At 68.2% G+C, this 17,369-nt stretch carries 16 protein-coding genes; 4 read left to right on the forward strand and 12 right to left on the reverse strand.

Features of this window, described 5'->3' with window-relative positions; genetic code table 11:
• The coding region (locus ABZX92_RS30545; protein ID WP_355566820.1) for a phospholipase at positions 1 to 264 on the forward strand (264 nt) is incomplete at its 5' end.
• Here ABZX92_RS30545 and ABZX92_RS30550 read toward each other — a convergent pair.
• The gene (locus ABZX92_RS30550; RefSeq protein WP_355566823.1) at positions 261 to 902 is read right to left on the reverse strand and encodes a hypothetical protein; all 642 of its coding nucleotides are present in this window, start codon (positions 900 to 902) and stop codon (positions 261 to 263) included. The two genes, ABZX92_RS30545 and ABZX92_RS30550, sit on opposite strands and share 4 nt — an antisense overlap.
• A gap of 166 nt (positions 903 to 1,068) precedes the next feature.
• On the opposite strand from ABZX92_RS30550, the gene ABZX92_RS30555 reads away from it, so the two are divergent.
• Positions 1,069 to 1,614, forward strand: coding sequence for a GNAT family N-acetyltransferase (locus ABZX92_RS30555; RefSeq protein WP_355566825.1), 546 nt, complete (start codon positions 1,069 to 1,071; stop codon positions 1,612 to 1,614).
• Here ABZX92_RS30555 and ABZX92_RS30560 read toward each other — a convergent pair.
• On the reverse strand, positions 1,611 to 3,986 hold the full coding sequence (locus tag ABZX92_RS30560; RefSeq protein ID WP_355566828.1) for a DNA translocase FtsK 4TM domain-containing protein: 2,376 nt from the start codon (positions 3,984 to 3,986) through the stop codon (positions 1,611 to 1,613). The genes ABZX92_RS30555 and ABZX92_RS30560 overlap by 4 nt on opposite strands.
• Positions 3,987 to 4,134: 148 nt before the next feature.
• Between ABZX92_RS30560 and ABZX92_RS30565 the strand changes: the two genes are divergently transcribed.
• Positions 4,135 to 4,878, forward strand: a complete 744-nt coding sequence (locus ABZX92_RS30565) for a lysophospholipid acyltransferase family protein (RefSeq protein ID WP_355566897.1) — start codon at positions 4,135 to 4,137, stop codon at positions 4,876 to 4,878.
• On the opposite strand, the gene ABZX92_RS30570 is transcribed toward ABZX92_RS30565, so the two are convergent.
• From ABZX92_RS30570 to ABZX92_RS30580, 3 genes are read right to left on the reverse strand one after another with little or no spacing between them, the layout of a single operon-like run.
• A complete protein-coding gene (locus ABZX92_RS30570; protein ID WP_355566830.1) occupies positions 4,775 to 5,455 on the reverse strand; it encodes a hypothetical protein in 681 nt (226 codons plus the stop codon). The two genes, ABZX92_RS30565 and ABZX92_RS30570, sit on opposite strands and share 104 nt — an antisense overlap.
• Before the next feature lie 48 nt (positions 5,456 to 5,503).
• Positions 5,504 to 6,271, reverse strand: a complete 768-nt coding sequence (locus ABZX92_RS30575; RefSeq protein ID WP_355566833.1) for an alpha/beta hydrolase — start codon at positions 6,269 to 6,271, stop codon at positions 5,504 to 5,506.
• Between the two features lie 9 nt (positions 6,272 to 6,280).
• The gene (locus tag ABZX92_RS30580; protein ID WP_355566836.1) at positions 6,281 to 9,052 is read right to left on the reverse strand and encodes a BTAD domain-containing putative transcriptional regulator; all 2,772 of its coding nucleotides are present in this window, start codon (positions 9,050 to 9,052) and stop codon (positions 6,281 to 6,283) included.
• Between the two features lie 140 nt (positions 9,053 to 9,192).
• On the opposite strand from ABZX92_RS30580, the gene ABZX92_RS30585 reads away from it, so the two are divergent.
• Positions 9,193 to 9,807, forward strand: coding sequence for a class I SAM-dependent methyltransferase (locus ABZX92_RS30585; RefSeq protein ID WP_355566839.1), 615 nt, complete (start codon positions 9,193 to 9,195; stop codon positions 9,805 to 9,807).
• On the opposite strand, the gene ABZX92_RS30590 is transcribed toward ABZX92_RS30585, so the two are convergent.
• The 7 genes from ABZX92_RS30590 to ABZX92_RS30620 form a co-directional block, all read right to left on the reverse strand.
• Positions 9,804 to 10,601: a F0F1 ATP synthase subunit A gene (locus ABZX92_RS30590; protein WP_355566842.1), complete on the reverse strand. Its 798-nt coding sequence runs from the start codon at positions 10,599 to 10,601 to the stop codon at positions 9,804 to 9,806. The genes ABZX92_RS30585 and ABZX92_RS30590 overlap by 4 nt on opposite strands.
• Before the next feature lie 70 nt (positions 10,602 to 10,671).
• Positions 10,672 to 12,210 carry a CBS domain-containing protein gene (locus tag ABZX92_RS30595; RefSeq protein ID WP_355566845.1) on the reverse strand — a complete coding sequence of 513 codons (1,539 nt, stop codon included), beginning with the start codon at positions 12,208 to 12,210 and terminating at the stop codon, positions 10,672 to 10,674.
• 62 nt (positions 12,211 to 12,272) lie between these two features.
• Positions 12,273 to 13,952 carry a ribonuclease J gene (locus tag ABZX92_RS30600; protein WP_355566848.1) on the reverse strand — a complete coding sequence of 560 codons (1,680 nt, stop codon included), beginning with the start codon at positions 13,950 to 13,952 and terminating at the stop codon, positions 12,273 to 12,275.
• The gene (gene dapA, locus ABZX92_RS30605; protein ID WP_355566850.1) at positions 13,949 to 14,845 is read right to left on the reverse strand and encodes a 4-hydroxy-tetrahydrodipicolinate synthase; all 897 of its coding nucleotides are present in this window, start codon (positions 14,843 to 14,845) and stop codon (positions 13,949 to 13,951) included. The genes ABZX92_RS30600 and dapA overlap by 4 nt, the downstream gene beginning before the upstream one ends.
• Before the next feature lie 19 nt (positions 14,846 to 14,864).
• Complete coding sequence (locus ABZX92_RS30610) at positions 14,865 to 15,476, reverse strand: TIGR03085 family metal-binding protein (protein ID WP_355566853.1); 612 nt, start codon at positions 15,474 to 15,476, stop codon at positions 14,865 to 14,867.
• A 25-nt stretch (positions 15,477 to 15,501) separates the two neighbouring features.
• On the reverse strand, positions 15,502 to 15,912 hold the full coding sequence (locus tag ABZX92_RS30615) for a hypothetical protein (RefSeq protein ID WP_355566856.1): 411 nt from the start codon (positions 15,910 to 15,912) through the stop codon (positions 15,502 to 15,504).
• A 2-nt stretch (positions 15,913 to 15,914) separates the two neighbouring features.
• Entirely contained in the window at positions 15,915 to 17,354 is a 1,440-nt protein-coding gene (locus tag ABZX92_RS30620) for a serine/threonine-protein kinase (protein ID WP_355566859.1), read from the reverse strand.
• Positions 17,355 to 17,369: the final 15 nt, after the last annotated feature.

The raw sequence follows: 17,369 nt of genomic DNA on the forward strand, positions 1-17,369 counted from the left end.
TACTCGCTGGACAACCCCTTCGGCTTCAAGTTCCTGCCGGCCTGCCACCGACACGACTTCGGCTATCGCAACTACAAGCGGCAGTCGCGGTTCAGCGAGACGAACCGGCTGCGCATCGACAACAACTTCAAGTCCGACATGTACAAGCAGTGCGGCAGCAACCTCGCCTGCAAGTGGACCGCCGACGTCTACTACAAGGCGGTGCGGGAGTTCGGCGGCAGCGCGTCGTCGACCGCGGCGGCCGTGCAGCACGCCGGCGTCTAACGCCCCTGCCAGGTGGTGTAGTCGAAGTCCAGTCGCGGCAACACCTTCGACGGCACCTGGGTGAGTCGCACCACGCCCAGGTTGCCGCCGGTGGTGATCACGCAGACGCGTTCGCCGACCCGCATCTGGTAGAGGTCGTAAATGGTCTTGTCCCACAAGCCGGGCGCGACCGCCGAGCACGCGGCGTAGGCCCGGCCGTCGATCGGACCCGGATCCGGCAGGGTGGCCAGCTTCGGCGTGCCGTGGGTCATGGCGTTGATGACGACCGCTTCGCCACCGGGACTGATGTCGACGCCCTGGACGTTCTGATCGGTCACCTCGCCGGTGTCCATGTCGAGGCCCTGTTCGGGGGTGAGCTCGTGGTGGCCGGACCGCAGCACCGGTGGCGCGGGCGGCTCAGCCCCGAAGAAGTGCCATGCGCCGTAAGCGATCGAGCCGCACACGGCGACGACGGCTCCCACGACGATGAGGCGCTGCTTGCTCGACAGCCGTTTCGGCGGCTTCTTCGGCAACGGGTGGTTGTCACCGTTCACCAGGTAGATGTCGCCGTGGATGGACTGGGCCTGCACGACGCGGTCCAGGTTGGTGCCGGTCGCGGTGTTGGTGGTCTGACTACCCGGCTCGCCAGCGGAGGTCATTCTTCAGGCTAGCGTCGGGCGGTCCCAAACGAGCCTGATGTCATCCGACGGAGTGACAGGCGGGCCGGCAACAGGTCGCCGCCGACTGTCAGACCTCCGGAGTACGTTGAAACGCAGGGGTTCCCAGTCAGGGGGTACGCCTGCGTCAGCATGGGGGAACAGACCGTTGAGCAATCAGCACGACCAGCTCGGAGCCGTCACCTGGCCTCCCGCCCCGATCCGCACCGAACGGCTGGTGCTCCGCGCATCGGAGGCCCGGGACCGCCCCCAGTACGTCGAGCTGTTCGCGTCACCCGAGGTCGGCACCTACATCGGCGGCGCCCTTCCGCTCGACGAGGTCGAGCGGAAAGTCCCCGAAATCCCCGCCAGGCGCTTCGGCTCCTTCGCGGTCGAGCTCGACGGCACGATGATCGGCATGATCACGTTCGACCGCAAAGGCCCGGAACGCCGTGGCCGCTACCTGCGGCCGGACGCCGGGGAGGCCGAACTCGGCTACCTCTTCCTGCCTGCGTTCTGGGGCCACGGGTACGCCACCGAGGCGTGCGCGGCGGCACTCGACTGGTTCGCCGAGGAGCATCCCGGTGAGCCGGTGGTGCTCTCCACACAGAGCGCCAACGACGCGTCGGTGCGTCTCGCGCGGAAGCTCGGGTTCACCGAGCACGCGAGGTTCGAGGAGTTCGGCGTCGAGCAGTGGTTCGGCGTCTGGGACTAGTCCTCGTCGTCGACCGGGCCGCCGCCGCGCATCAGGTAGACCACGGACTCCAGCTCGTCGGGCTTGATCAGCACCTCACGCGCCTTCGAACCCTCGGACGGGCCGACGACCCCGCGCGTCTCCAGCAGGTCCATCAGGCGCCCGGCCTTCGCGAACCCGACGCGGAGCTTGCGCTGCAGCATCGACGTCGAGCCGAACTGCGAGGTGACGATCAGCTCGGTCGCCTGCACCAGCAGCTCCAGGTCGTCGCCGATGTCGGCGTCGATCTCCTTCTTCTCGGCCGCCTTGGCAGCCGTGACGCCGTCGGTGTACTCGGGCTGGGCCTGGTTCTTGGTGAACTCGACGATCGAGGAGATCTCCTCGTCACCGACGAACGCGCCCTGGATGCGCACCGGCTTCGAAGCACCCATCGGCAGGTACAGGGCGTCGCCCATGCCGATCAGCTTCTCCGCGCCCGGCTGGTCCAGGATGACCCGCGAGTCCGTCAACGACGAAGTCGCGAACGCCAGCCGCGACGGCACGTTCGTCTTGATCAGACCGGTCACGACGTCGACGGACGGTCGCTGCGTCGCCAGCACCAGATGAATGCCCGCGGCACGCGCCTTCTGCGTGATGCGCACGATCGCGTCCTCGACGTCGCGCGGCGCGGTCATCATCAGGTCGGCGAGCTCGTCGACGATCGCCATGATGTACGGGTACGGCCGGTAGACGCGCTCGGAACCAGGCGGCGCGGTGATCTCGCCCGACTTGACCTTGCGGTTGAAGTCGTCGACGTGACGCACCCGGTTGACCTGCATGTCCTGGTAGCGCTGCTCCATCTCCTCGACCAGCCACGCCAAAGCCGCCGCGGCCTTCTTCGGCTGCGTGATGATCGGCGTGATCAGGTGCGGGATGCCCTCGTACGGCGTCAGCTCGACCATCTTCGGGTCGATGAGGATCATCCGGACCTCGTCGGGCGTCGCGCGTGCCAGCAGCGACACGAGCATCGAGTTGACGAACGACGACTTGCCGGAACCCGTGGAGCCCGCCACCAGGAGGTGCGGCATCTTCGTCAGGTTCGCGGTGACCATGTGGCCCTCGATGTCCTTGCCGAGGCCGATCACCATCGGGTGCGAGTCCTTGACCGTGGACGACGCGCGCAGCACATCTCCCAGGCGCACCATCTCGCGGTCGCTGTTCGGCACCTCGATGCCCACCGCGGACTTGCCGGGGATCGGGGCCAGCAGGCGCACGTTGTCCGTCGCCACGGCGTACGCGATGTTCTTGGTCAGCGCGGTGATCTTCTCGACCTTCACGCCGGGGCCGAGCTCGACCTCGTAGCGCGTCACCGTCGGGCCGCGGGTGAAGCCGGTGACCTGGGCGTCGATCGAGAACTGGTCCAGCACGCCGGAGATCGCCTCGATCATGAGGTCGTTCGCCTTGCTGCGGGTCTTCGGCGCGTCGCCGTCCTTGAGGATGTTCGGCGGCGGCAGCTGGTAGTCGCCCTCGACCGCGCGCACGGCCATCTCCGGAGCGGCGGCCTTCTCCTTCTTGGCAACGGGCTTCGGAGCGGGTTCGGGCTCCTCCAGCGGCAGCTCGGCCTGCTGCTCGTCCTCGACGGGTTCGACGGCCTGGCGGCGCCTGCTGGGACGGCGCAGGCGAACCGGCTTCGGCTCCTCGGCCTCTTCTTCCTCGGCAGGAGCTTCCTCTTTGGCGGCACCGGGGTGCAGCAACGAGCGAATGCGTTCGGGCGCCTGGCGAATCGGCGTGTGCGTCACGACCAGCAGGCCGTACGCGAAGATCAGGAACAGCAACGGCCCCGCGACCCACGAGGTGAGCCCCTGGGCGAGGAACCCGCCGGCCAGATATCCCAGGGCGCCACCGGCGGTGCGGCGGTCGACCGGGTCCATCGGCAGGCCGCCGATGAGGTGGAACATGCCGAGCACGCCGATCATCATCAGCAACGTGCCGATGATCAGACGCGGCCGTGCGTCCGGCTTCGGGTCGGTGCGCATCAGCGTCACGCCGATGCCGAGCAGCACGACCGGCACGATCACCGCGGGGAACCCGACCGAGCTGCGCACGGCGATGTCGACCCACTGGCCGACGGGACCGCCGGCCTGCCACCACACACCGGCACCGGTGATGACCGCCAACGCGATCATCAGCAAGCCAACGCCGTCACGACGGTGTTCAGGATCCAGATCCTTGGTACGGCTGACCGTCCGCACGAGGCTGCCGACACCACGGCCCAGCGCGCCCCACACAGCGCTGATCGCGCCGCCGCTCCTGCGTGGAGCGGGCTTTCTGGACGCGGTGGATCGCGCCCGCGGCTTGGCTGGAGCTTTGCCGCGTGACGTGGTCTTTCGTGAAGTCCCTGTGCGCCCGGCCATGTGTATAAGGTAGTCCCTCGCGTCTCACCAGCCACGTTTGCAACTGGGACGCGTGCGAAAGCTCATGGTTCCCCGGATCCGGCGCGGTGTCGTTCCGACACGCCGTACGCTGCCCCGCGTGTCCACACCGCTCTTCTGGCGCGTGCTCATGGCGATCGACCGGGGCTTCGTCGCGCTGACCGGCAAGCTCGAGGTGTCCGGCGACGTTCCACCGGAGCTGCTCGGCAAGCCACTCCTGCTGGCTTCCAACCACATCGGCAACCTCGATCCGTTCGTGCTCATCGCGGCGTGTCGCAAGATCGGCATCAACCCGCGCTTCATGCTCGCGGGCGGGTTGCTCGACGCGCCGATCATGGGACCCGCGCTGAAAGCGTGCGGCCATCTCCGCGTCGACCGCAGGTCAGCGAACGTGGGCGAGGCCATGCACCGCGCGGTCGAGGCGTTGCAGAAGGGCGGCGACCCGATCGCCGTCTACCCCGAGGGCAAGATCACGCTGGACCCCGGCATGTGGCCGGAACGCGGCAAGACCGGCGTCGCCCGGATGGCGCTGGGCGGCGGCATCCCGGTGATCCCCATCAGCCAGTGGGGTGCGCACGAGGCCGTCTACTGGGGCAACCTGCACGTCGGCGGCTGGAAGGACTTCCTGCCGTACCTGACTTCGTGGCTGTCCGCGATCCGCAAGCGCCCGACGTTCAAGGTCCACTTCGGCAAGCCGGTCGAGCTGTCCGATCTCTCGGAGACGACGATGGGCGACGCCCGCCGCGCGCACGAGCGGATCATGCGCGCGATCACCGAGGGCTTGGCGCCGCTGCGCCTCGACGAACCGGACGTGCCGCGCTTCCACGACCCGACGCGGCCGACGACCGGTTCCTCCCCGTGGCGGCCCGCCTGATCGAGTAGGCGACAACCGTGACCAGCATGAACGCGGGCATGGGGTTGCCCATCCACTGACTGAGCGCGAAGTCCGCCGCTGGAATCACCAGGGCCAGCACGAACGTCGTGACGCTCGCCGTGGGCAGCTTGACCTTCGGGTCCGCCCACGGTGTGCGCCCCCACGGCTTCGCGACGCTGAGCCACGTCTGGAACGCGATCGCGCCGATCATCAACGCCGTGCCGACCGGCATCCACGCGGTGACGTGACCGTTCGCCGCTTCCCCCAGGTTCTTGCTGAGAATGAAGATGCCGACGTAGAGCTGGCTGACCGTGATCGCGAACTTCGCGAGCACCCACCAGTGCCGGAAGTAGCCCCACGGCGTCGTGGCGCTGAGCATCATGCCGGTGAACGCGCTGACGTTGGCCATGATCGCGAGCACGTTGTGGTCGAGCACCCGTGCCATCCGGAACGCGGTGACGTCACTCGTCTTCATGCCGTAGAGCACCAACGCCAGCAACGCCACGGCCTGGCTGAGCCAGCCGACGGACGTGACGACGTGCAGCCACACCAGGAGGGTCCTCGCACGCTTCTGCATGACATGTAGCTTGCCTACCTATCAGGCCGCGCGCATCAGGGATCACCCTTACTGAGCAACGCGGTCCAGCCACTCGCTCACGAGCGCGTCGAACAGTTGCGGCTGCTCGATCTGCAGGTTGTGCCCCGCGGTGTCCAGCACGGCGAACGTCGCATACGGGTAGTGCGGCAGCAACGCGTACACGTCCTCATAACCGGTGACGTTGTCCTGGCGTCCGGTGAGGATGAGCGCCGGCTTGCCGTAGGTGCCGAGCTCCGGACCTTCCGACAGCTCCCAGCGCTGCTGAATCCTCGCCATCGCTTCGAGATCCGCGACCTGCAGACCGGGAACGATCTCCTCCGCGAACCGCCGCGCCGTCTCGGCCGTCCGCACCACCGCCATGCCGTCGAACTGCCCGGCCAGCGCGGGATCCAGCTCGACACCGTCCGACCGCCGCAGCTCGAACGCCGGCACCGTCCGGTCGGCCGCGTGGACCGCCGTGCCGGTCGGGCAGATCAACGCCAGCCCGGCGACCTGCTCGGGGCGGCGGTGAGCGAGAGCGCGTGCCAGATACCCGCCGTAGGACTCGCCGATCAGCAGGAACGAGCCGTCGATCTGCTTGTCGACGAACTCCTCCAGCGCCGCGAGCACGTCGTCACTCGACTCCACGCCGTCCGCCGGCGACTTCCCCATCGCCGGCAGGTCAGGATACAGGCGCCGATAACCGGGCCTGGTCGCGAAGAAGGGCTCCAGACAGCCGAGCATCAGGCGGTGGTCCGGTGTCCAGCCGTGGATGGCGAGCACAGCAGTACCCGCACCGTGTTCTACGAAATGCACGAGATCTTTCTATGCCAACTCGTGCAGCCGTGCGCGCACTTCCGGCGTGAGCGGGTGGTCGTAGTCCTCGTAGATCGTCAACGCTTCCAGCAGGTGCGTGCGCGCGACGTCGGGCTGGCCCGCGCTCGTCTCCCCCAAGCCGTGCAACGCTTCCGCGAGACTCTTGCGATCACCGAGCACCCGCAGGAACGACAACGCGTGCCGGAACGAGTCGCGCGACTCGACGCGGTTGCCCAGCTTGAACTGCGCCCAGCCGATGCTCACCAACGCCATCGCCTTGCCGTGCATGGCGTCGTGCGAGTCCATCAGCTCGAACGCCGTCCGCGCCGACGCCAGCGAAGCCTCGTACTGGCCGGCAGAGCGCAGGATGTCGCTCAGGAACAACCGCGTGCCGCCCTCGCCGAACCACGAGCCCACCTCGGCGTGCCCGTCCAGCGCCTGGCCGAACCGGTCGACGGCCAGGTCGAACTGGCGCAGGCCGCCGTACGCCATGCCCAGGCCGGTGAGGCTCCACGCGGCACCGACAGCGTCACCGATCTCGCGGCGGATCGACAACGCGCGGTCGAAGAGCTCCAGGGCGTCGGCGAAGCGCTGGCCGCGACAGGCGGCGAGGCCCTGGCCGTGGACCGCCCAGGCACGGGCGCCCTGGTTGCCGTCGCGGGCCGCGGTGCGCTCGGCGACGCGGTAGGTGCGGGTCCACTCGTCCAGTGCGCTGGAGACGATGAAGTAGTTCCACAGCGCGACCGGGATCTGCCACGCCGTGGGCGAGTGCTCGTCCTCGGCCAGTCGCGCGACGGCCAGCAGGTTCGAGGATTCCTTGCGGCACCAGGTGAAGGCCTCGTCATGCGAGGTGAAGTCCTGAGTGGACAGTGGCGGCAGCAGGAACGACGGGTGGTCCGGTGGCGCGATCACGGTGCCGGCGGCGTTCGCGGTGTCGGCGTACCACTGCAGCAGGCGTTTCACCGCCTCCGCACGGCCCTCGCACGACTCCTCGGTGGCGCTGAGCTCGGTGGCGTACAGGCGAAGCAGGTCGTGCAGGCGGAAGCGGCCGCGGGCGACCTCCTCCAGCATGTGCCCGCCTGCCAGCACGTCCAGCAGCACCCGCGCCCTCGACACCGGCACGCCCGTCAACGCGGCTACGGCGTTCAGGCTGATCTCGGCACCCGGATGCAGGCCGATGAGCCGGAACATCCTGGCGGCATCGGGTTTCAGGGCCAGGTACGACCACGAGAAGGCCGCGCGCACGGCCGTGTCCTCGTCGTCGCCGGTCGCCAGGACGTTCAACCGGTCGTGCTCGTCCGCCAGGTCGTTCGCGAGGTCGGCCAACGTCAGGTGCGGGCGAGTCACGACGCGTTCGGCCGCGATCCGCACGGCGAGAGGTAAATGGCCGCACAGTTCGACGAGCTTCGCCGCGGCGGCGGGTTCGGCGGCTACGCGGTCCGCCCCCACCGCGGAAGTCAGCAACGCCAACGCTTCGTCGCGGGTCAACGTCGACAGCGTCACCGAGTGCGCCCCATCGCGGGCCACGAGTCCGCCGAGGTGGTTGCGCGAGGTCACCAGCACCATCGACGACGACCGGCCCGGCAGCAGCGGGCGGACCTGCTCGGCGAGCCGGGCGTTGTCGAGCAGCACCAGCACCCGTTTGCCCGCCAGCACGCTCCGGTAGAGCGCGGACTTCGCGGGCAGGTCATCCGGAATCCGTTCGGCCGGAACACCGAGGCTCTGCAGCAACTGGTGCAACGCCGCGCCCGGCTGCACGGGCGGCGACGACGCGTCGAACCCGCGCAGGTCGACGTGCAGCTGGCCGTCCGGGAAGCGGTTGGCCACCTGGTGGGCGAACCGGACGGCGAGAGCGGTCTTGCCCACTCCACCGGTGCCGGTGATCGCGACCAGCACCGGCGAATGATCGTGCGGAACGACTTCGGAGAGCTTCGCGAGTTCTTTGGCGCGACCGGTGAAGTCGCGGATCTCGTGCGGCAGCTGGACCGGCACCAGGACGGGCGCCGCGGGCTCCGGCTGCGGATCGTGGCGGCCGACGAGCAGTTGTTCGTGGAGCTGGCGGAGTTCGGGGCCGGGCTCGATGCCGAGTTCCTCGATCAGCAACCGACGCAGGTCGGTGTAGACGGCTAATGCCTCGGCCTGCCTGCCACTGCGGTAGAGAGCGGACATCAGCAGGCCGTGCAGCCGTTCTCGCAGCGGATGCGCGCTGACCAACGTCGTCAGCTCCGCCGCCACCTCCGCCTCGCGCCCGACGGACAGCATCAACGCGGCGCGCTGCTCCACGGCCGTGAGTCGCAACTCGGCGAGGCGCGCGCGTTCGACTGCGGCGAACGGTCCTGGCACTCCCTCCAGAGCGATGCCCCGCCACAGCCCAAGAGCGTCGTCGAACGCGCTGATGGCTTCTGCGGGCTGTGCGCGCAGACGGCCCGCATCGTCCAGATGGGCGCGGAACATCGCGGCGTCGGAACTGGCCGATGAGAGCCTCAGCAAATATCCAGCGTCCGTGGAGAGCAACACCGAACTCGGCGCGCGCGAGGCCCTGCCAGGTTCGAAAAGACGCCGCAGGCCGGCGACGTAGGTGTGGATGCCGTTGTCCGCGCTGGCCGGCGACTCCTCGCCCCAGACGGCGTCGATCAGCTCGCTGCGCGACACGACGTGGTTGGCGCGCAAGGCGAGCACCGCGAGCACGGCTCTCTGCCGCGGCGGACCCAGGGTGAGCTCCTGACCGTCCACCGTCGCCGCGAGCGCGCCCAGCAGGCTGACGCGCAACTCGTTCTGCACCCTTTGTCTCACTTCGTCGCTGTCCGCAGTCACCCAGCAACCTACCGTCAGATTTCGTCCAGAAGCCATCCAGAGTCCGTGCAGAGACCTTCTCCACACTTCACATCAGGTGGATTGGGCCGAAATGAGGGGGCGGAGAGATGAACGCGGCCGATGTCTTCGACACTTTGGGGCTGGAGTACCAGCGCGCTTGGTCGCACCAGCCCGCACTGCACGGCACGCTGGCCTGGTTCGCCGCCACCCAGCCCTCGGGCTCACGGGTGCTCGACATCGGCTGCGGCACGGGCGTTCCCGTCGCGCGCACCCTCGCCAAGGCGGGCATGAAGGTCACCGGCCTCGACGTCTCGCCGGTGATGGTCGACATCGCGACCGCCCAGGTCCCCGACGCGACGTTCCACAAGATCGACATCCGCGACTTCGAGTCGCCCGCCGGTTCGTGGGACGTCATCTGCGCCGTCTTCTCCCTGCTGCAGATGCCGCAGGCCGAGATCATCCAGACCCTCGGCCAGGTCTCGGCGTGGCTGCGACCGGGCGGCCACTTCTTCCTGGCCACCGTCCCCGTCGACGCCGAGCAGGTCACGCTGCCGTGGATGGGCCAGGAGATCGAGGTGTCGTCGTTCTCCGAGGAGAACTTCGAGACGCACCTCGCCGACGTCGGCCTGCGGGTCGTGCGCCGGAGCCGGCCGGTTTTCACGCCGTCCTACCCCGGCGCCATGCCCGAGGAGTCACTGCACCTGGTGTGCCAGCGGCCTTAGTGCTGATCCGCGAGCGCGCGACCGATGAAGTGCGCTGACAGCAACGCGAAGATGTAGGCCTGCAGCACCTGCACCAGCGCCTCCAGGAAGATCAGCCCGATCGCGAGCGCGAAGCCCAGCACCGACGCCGGCTTCAGCCAGATCGGGCCGTGCAGCAACAGGAACTCGCCGCCCAGCGTGAACACCAGCACCAGCAGGTGGCCCGCGAACATCGCCGCGAAAACCCGGATCATGAGGTTCAGCGGGTCGAAGAAGAACTTGAGGATGACCTCGGTCGGGATCAGCAGTCCCCACAGCACCGGTTTCGGCACGTCCGGGATGATGAACTGGTTGCGCAGATAGCCGCGCAGCCCGAACTTCCTGATCCCGACGATGTGGTAGAGCGGGTAGATGATCACCACGATGGCGAACGGGAAGCCGCTGTGCGTGAACGTCGGGAACTGCACGAACGGGATCAGCCCGTAGAGGTTGTTCACCAGCGCGAAGCAGAAGATGCTGACGATCAGCGGCACGTACGGCGTGAACTCCTTGGCGCCGATCTGCTCGCGCGCGATCGTGTTGCGCCCGAAGTCGTAGACCGACTCGGCGGCGAACTGCCAGCGCGTCGGGACGAGCTTCAGGTTCCTGGTGGTGATCAGGAAGAACGACAGGATGATCGCGATCGACAGGACCAGCAGGACCTGCGCCTTGCCGACTGCGAGGTCGAACGGCAGCCCGAACGGCTCGTGCCAGGTGAAGATCGGCGGAAGAAAGACATCTTCCTTGCCGGGTGGAGAGAAAACGTCATCGGCCATGAGGCGACCCCCTCGTCCATGGTCTGGGACCAGACCTTATCGGACGAGGGGGACGCAGATCACAGCAGGGTCACGCTCGCGGATCGACAACACGCAGCGTTCGCAGCAACCCGTGCACCGGCTCCAGGTCTTGCTCCGCCAGCGCGTCCGAGCTGAAGTGCATGAGACCGTTGCGCACCAAGCGAACCTTCTTGAACAGGCTGACGAACTCGCTCTGGTCGAGCCGCCAGCCGACCCGCGCCCACATCGCCGGGTCCTCGAGCAATCGCTCGTAGTCCCCCAGCATCGGGTTGTCGCCGGCACGCACCTTGTTCGGATAGCGCGCCATCTGAGCGATCTCCTCGATGGTGAACTTCTCGCTGGCGATTCGGTGCATCCGTCGCTCGATTTCTTCGAGCAGCACGAACGGCCGCGCAACGTCACCGAACTGAGCGGTGAGGTCGGCGGCGGTCACGATCCCACTGATCTTGCGGTCGGCGCCGCGCACGAACACATATCCGCTCGCGTAGATCTCGGCCAGTTGGTTCAGCAGATCCTCGTTGTGCTCGACCACTCGCGCCGGGACCGTCGCATGACAGACCTCTGCCGCCGGTTCTCCCAGGTGGGCCTTCCCGATCGACTCCCAGCTGATCGCTCCGCAGAACTCCCCGTTCTCCTCGATCACGGCGAGCTGGGAGAAGTTCTGGCTGAGCATGATCGTCTGAGCCCTGGCGAGCAGGTCGTCCGGACGCACCGCCGCCACACCCGCGTTGGCAGCGGTGAGCCTGCCCACCTGCAGCGTGATCATTCGCAGCACCGAGTCGTCAGGCGCGTCGGGCTCCGTGTTAGCGGCATCGGTCTCCACCGCGCGGTGCTCGTCCACGACAGAGATCAGCTCAACCTCGGTCCCGACCCACTCGTCCGCGATCGACGGCTTGGCCACGAGACCGTTCTCATCGAGCGCAAGCTCGATCCTGGCGACGACGTCAGGGGTACGTCGCGAGACACCCCACCTGGTGAGCAGGTCTCGGATCGCGATCCTCAGCGGCACCTCGGCCGCTGACGCCTCCTCGAACAACCTCTGCGCCTCCGCGGGCACCGAGGTGTCCGCGACCTCCTCGGCGAACGGGCCGGGGTCCACGCCGAACTCCGCGAGGTGCGCGACCCGTCGAGCAGCCCCGAACCGGCGAAGCCCGCAGATCGTGAGCAGCGAACCCATGCTGTGCAACAGGTCCTGTTGCACGTCTCGGCGTGACACGCTCGTCCGCAACCACTCGACCGGCCGGGTGTGCCGAAAACCCGCCGGGTGATCAGCGCGGTAGTGGTACGGCCCGGTCACCCGCCCGATCGCGATCATCTGGGTCGACTTCAAGGGCATGACGACGAGGTCGCCTTCCTTGATCTCCCTCAACAAGCGCCAGAGCTGCCCGGTCCAGTTCCCGGTGACAGCCGTCTTGTACTCCGGATAGGTGGCACGGACCGCAGACCTCAGCTGGTTGCGATCCGCGTACCCGCTGAGATCACCGAGATCAGGCCACCCGGCAATGATCAGCCCTTGTTCAAGCGCCTCGTCCTCGCGCTCGCCGTCCTTACCCCCGCGAACGAGCCACGCGGCAGCCATCTTGTCCATGTCGCCCCCTACGGCAGGACCCGACGGTACCGAGCAGCTCGTTCGCTGCCAAACTGATCAAGCTAGACCGGAATGACGGTGGGCACGATCATCGGGCGGCGGCGGTAGGTCTCCGCCACCCAGCGCCCCACCACGCGACGCACGGCCTGCGCGACGCGGTGCGTGTCGGCGATGCCCTCGGCCTCGGTCCGCGCCAGCTCCATCTCCACCAGCGGCACGACCGCCTCCAACGCCTTGGGGTCGTCGGAGAAGCCGCGCCCGGAGATCGTCGGCGCCGTCACGGCACGGCCCGTCGTCCGGTCGATGGCGACGGAGATCGAGATGAACCCGCCCTCGCCCAGCACCAGTCGATCGGACAAAGTGGACTCACCGACATCGCCGACGGACAGGCCGTCGACGTAGACGTGGCCCACCACAACGCGTCCGGACACCGCGGCCTTGCCGTCGATCAGGTCCACCACGACGCCGTCCTCGGCGATCACGACGTGGTCCTCGGCGACACCGGTGGCGACGGCCAGAGCGGCGTTGGCGCGCAGGTGCCTCCACTCGCCGTGCACCGGCATCACGTTGGACGGCCGGACAGCGTTGTACAGGAACAAGAGCTCGCCGGCAGGTGAGTGGCCCGAGACGTGGACCTTGGCGTTGCCCTGGTGCACCACGGTGGCGCCGAGCTTGGCCAGGCCGTTGACGACGTTGAAGACCGCGTTCTCGTTGCCCGGGATGAGCGACGACGCGAGGATCACCGTGTCGCCGGCCCGGATCGAGATCTGGCGGTGGTCGCCGCGGGCCATGCGCGACAACGCCGACAGCGGCTCGCCCTGCGACCCGGTGGAGACGAAGATGACCTCGTTCTCCTCCATCCGCATCGCGACGTCGAGGTCGACGAACAACCCGTCCGGCACGTTCAGGAAGCCCAGCTCGGACGCGATGCCCATGTTGCGGACCATCGACCGGCCGACGAACGCGATCTTGCGCTTGTACTGGACGGCGACGTCGAGAACCTGCTGCACGCGGTGCACGTGCGAGGCGAAGCAGGCGACGATGACCCGCTGGTCCGCCTTGCGGATCACGTTCTCCAGCACGGGGCCGATCTCGCGCTCGGGCACCACGAAACCGGGCACCTCGGCGTTGGTCGAGTCGACCAGGAACAGGTCCACGCCCTCGTCGCCCAGACGCGAGAAGCCCGCGAGGTCGGTCAGCCGGCCGTCGAGGGGCAGCTGGTCGAGCTTGATGTCACCGGTGTGCAGCACCAGACCCGCGGACGTGCGGATGGCCACGGCCAGCGCGTCCGGGATGGAGTGGTTGACCGCGAAGAACTCCAGCTCGAACGGGCCGAACGAACGTCGCTCGCCCTCCTTCACCTCCACGAGCCGTGGGGTCTGGCGGTGTTCGCGGCACTTGGCGGCGAGCAGCGCGAGGGTGAAGCGGGAACCCACGACCGGCACATCGGGGCGCAGCTTCAGCAGGAACGGGACCGCGCCGATGTGGTCCTCGTGGCCGTGCGTCAGGACGACGGCGTCGATGTCGTCGAGCCGGTCCTCGATGGCGCGGAAGTCCGGCAGGATCAGGTCCACGCCCGGTTGGTCGTCCTCGGGGAACAGAACGCCGCAGTCGACCACGAGCAGCCGGCCGGCGTGCTCGAAGACGGTCATGTTGCGGCCGACCTCGCCAATTCCGCCGAGTGCGACGACCCGAAGGCCGCCTTCCGGCAGTGCGGGCGGCAATTCGGTCGATTGGGTCACGCGTTTACTCCCAGTTCGGCCGCGATGGCCTCGATGTCCTCGGCCGCGGCCGGCACGAGCGGCAGACGGGGGTCACCCACGTCGAGCCCGCGCAGGCGCAGTGCGGCCTTCGTGTACGTCACGCCGGGAACCCGGCGGAATGGTCGCAGCAGCGGCAGCAGCGACTCGTGGATTTCCTTCGCCCGGACCACGTCTCCGGCTTCATACGCATCAATGAGATCCCGCAGGCGGTCTGCGGCGAGGTGACCGATGACGCTCACGAACCCGACGGCGCCGACGGACAGCCACGGCAGGTTCAGCGGGTCGTCGCCCGAGTAGTAGGCGAGATCGGTCGAGGCGATCACCCGGCTGCCCGCGTGCAGGTCGCCCTTGGCGTCCTTCACGGCCAGGATCCGCGGGTGGTCCGCCAGGCGCAGGAGCGTGTCGACCTCGATCGGCACGACCGCGCGCGGCGGGATGTCGTAGAGCATCACCGGCAGCTCGGAGGCGTCGGCGACGGCGGTGAAGTGCGCCAGCAGACCCTCCTGCGGCGGCCGCGAGTAGTACGGCGTCACGACGAGCACGCCGTGCGCGCCCGCCTTCGAGGCCTGCTCCACCAAGTGGATGCTGTGCGCGGTGTCATAAGTGCCCGCGCCCGCCACCACGGTCGCCCGGTCCCCCACGGCCTCCACGACGGCCGTGATCAGCGCGGCCTTCTCCCGGTCGGTCGTGGTCGGGCTCTCTCCGGTCGTGCCGTTGACGACCAGGCCGTCGTTGCCCAGGTCCACCAGGTGTTTCGCCAGTTCCTGCGCCTTGGCGAGATCGACCTCGCCACGGGAGTCGAACGGCGTGACCATAGCGGTGAGAACGCGGCCGAACGGGCGGTTCGGCGCTGCGTACGGGCTTCCTGGCATGCGCAGAAACTACCCGAGTTCAGACACTTCGGTTCAACGACCGCACCCGTTCGACCGCGTCGGCGTCCCCGCTGTATTCCACGCGGACCTGGTCGCGCCCGAACGCGAGCAGCACCAGCTCGGCCACCTCACCCGTGATCACCACGCCGTTCGCGCCCGGCTTGGCCACGAAGTGCGCGCCGTCGGGCCGCACGAGCGTGACGCCGACCGGCGACGACCGGTAGGTGAACTTCGCGGTGAACGGCAGGAACTTCCACAGCACGTGCTCGCGCTTGCCGTCGTACGGCCGTGGCTCCCAGTCGGCTTGTGCGCGGCGCACGTCCTCGTGGTGCACGAAGTACTCGGTGGTGTTGATGTACGAGTCGAACGGCTGGATCCAGAACGGCGGCGTGCGCACCAGGTCCAGGAGCTCACCCCACGCCTTGTGTGCGTAGTCGTCCTGCACCTTCTCCGCCCACTTCGCGAACGGCTTGAGCAGGATGCCCGGCGCGGTGTCCGGGCGGCGTTCGCGGATGGCGAGGTGCGCGGCCAGGTCCCGGTTCGTCCAGGTGCCGCACAACGTGGGCGCGTCCGGGCCGAGCTCGGTCATCAGGTCGACAAGGGCCTTGCGCTCATCACGGGCAACACTCACCCCGCCATTCCACCACAGGCGCGGCTCAGGCCTCGTTCGGCTTGTAGCAGTCCTTGAAACCGTCGGGCTTGGCGGAGTTGTCCGCCAGCAGCTTGACCACCTGGTCGCGGGTCAGGTTCTCCGGGTAGTTCGGCCAGTCCGGTTCCTGCCCCTTCACGTGCAGCTCGTCCAGCCAGTAGCCGGACTGCCCGGAGATCTTGGCCATCTCCAGGTCGCAGCCCTTCACCCGCACGATCACCTCGATGGTGCTCTGCGAGGACTTGACCGTCTTCTTGCCGACCTTCTTGGACTTCTTCTCCGTCTCCGTGCTGGGCGCGCCGGGGTTGCTGAACCCGGCGGCCTTGAGCTCGGCGACGAACTTGCTCTCGTTGCTGGTGCACGCGGACAGGGCGGCCGCACAGCCGAGAGCCAGCAGGACGGGCAGGATCCGCTTCACGGTCAGTTGTCCTTCTTCGCGCTGATGGTGCCGTCGAGCTGGCTGCCGTCCTTCTTGCTCGCGACGCAGTAGATCCGGCGCTGCGCGTTGTCGTTCTTGTCCTTCTTCCACGCGGTGTCGGTGGGGACGAGCGTCGACAGCTTGAGCTTGGCGCCGTCCTTGATCCACGCCGACTTCAGCGTCAGCTCGCAGCGGGAGACGCCGAAGTTCTTCAGCACCTCGACCCCGGGATAGGTCGCGTCGGGCAGGCTCGACTGCACCGGCAGCGTCTCGGTCACGTCGAACACCTCGAAGTCGTGCGGCTTGTCGCACTCCTCGCGGGTGTCCGAGTCGAGCTGCTTGGTGGGCGCGACCTGGCCGTTGCCGCACACGTTCTCGGAAAGGCCGAAGACCGGGATCTCGCCGCCCTCGCCGTACGTCAGCGCGGCGCTGCTGCTGCCGGTGGGCGACGTGAACCAGCTGTGCGTGTAGATGCCGCCCGTGAACGCCAACGCGGCGATGGCTACCGCGGCGACCAACGCGATGATGCGGTTGCGCTTCTTCTTCGCGGGGTCGACGGCGGGCGCCTGCTGGTACTGCTGGGTCTGGGCCGGCGGAATTCCGGTGGGCGGCGTCGGCTGGTTGCCGATGCTGCCGAGCATGGCGCGGGCCTGCGGGCCGGACAGCCGCGCGTTCGGGTCGGCGATGAGCAGACCGGTGATCACGGCACCGAGCACGCCCGTCGCACGGGTCAGCCGCGGCGTCTCGCTCATGATCGCGTGCAGCGTGGAGGCCGTGGAGGAGCGCTCGAACGGGCTCCAGCCCTCGACGGCGTAGCAAAGGGTCGCGCCGAGAGCCCACAGGTCGGACGCGGGGCCCGCCTCGTGGCCGTGGATGCGTTCCGGCGCCATGTACGCGGGCGAACCGATGAGGCTGCCGCTGGTCGTCAGGCGCGGGTCGTCGACGGCCTGGGCGATGCCGAAGTCGGTGAGCTTGAGCTTGCCGTCCGGGCGGACCATGAGGTTGCCGGGCTTGACGTCGCGGTGCACGATCCCGGCCTGGTGCGCGGTCTCGAGCGCCGACAACGCCTGCAGCGCGATCGACACGACCTGGTTCGGCGACATCGGGCCGTGGACGCTGATCAACGTCGACAGCGTCGCCGCCTCGACCAGCTCCATGACGATGTACGTCGTGCCGTTCTCGTTGATCGCGTCGTAGACCGTCACGACCGCGGGGTCGTTCAGCTTGCCCGCGGTGCGCGCCTCACGCAGAGCGCGTTCTTCGAGCACACGGCGTTCCTCGTGCGCGATGCCGTCGGGCAGGTGCAGTTCCTTGATCGCCACGAAGCGTCCGATGTGGCGGTCCTGCGCACGCCACACGATGCCCATGCCACCACGGCCGAGCTCCGCTATCAGGGCGTACCTGCCCGCGATGACGCGCGGTTCGACTGCCTGTCCGTGCAACGTGCGCTCCTAGAC

It is taken from the genome of Lentzea sp. NPDC006480 (assembly GCF_040611995.1).
Classification (GTDB): domain Bacteria; phylum Actinomycetota; class Actinomycetes; order Mycobacteriales; family Pseudonocardiaceae; genus Lentzea.

Coding starts and splice junctions, on each gene's coding strand:
- ABZX92_RS30585 (WP_355566839.1), top strand. CDS start 9,193: ATGAACGCGGCCGATGTCTTCGACACTTTGGGGCTGGAGTACCAGCGC.
- ABZX92_RS30565 (WP_355566897.1), top strand. CDS start 4,135: ATGGCGATCGACCGGGGCTTCGTCGCGCTGACCGGCAAGCTCGAGGTG.
- ABZX92_RS30570 (WP_355566830.1), bottom strand. CDS start 5,455: ATGCAGAAGCGTGCGAGGACCCTCCTGGTGTGGCTGCACGTCGTCACG.
- dapA (WP_355566850.1), bottom strand. CDS start 14,845: ATGCCAGGAAGCCCGTACGCAGCGCCGAACCGCCCGTTCGGCCGCGTT.
- ABZX92_RS30595 (WP_355566845.1), bottom strand. CDS start 12,210: ATGGACAAGATGGCTGCCGCGTGGCTCGTTCGCGGGGGTAAGGACGGC.
- ABZX92_RS30560 (WP_355566828.1), bottom strand. CDS start 3,986: ATGGCCGGGCGCACAGGGACTTCACGAAAGACCACGTCACGCGGCAAA.
- ABZX92_RS30590 (WP_355566842.1), bottom strand. CDS start 10,601: ATGGCCGATGACGTTTTCTCTCCACCCGGCAAGGAAGATGTCTTTCTT.
- ABZX92_RS30550 (WP_355566823.1), bottom strand. CDS start 902: ATGACCTCCGCTGGCGAGCCGGGTAGTCAGACCACCAACACCGCGACC.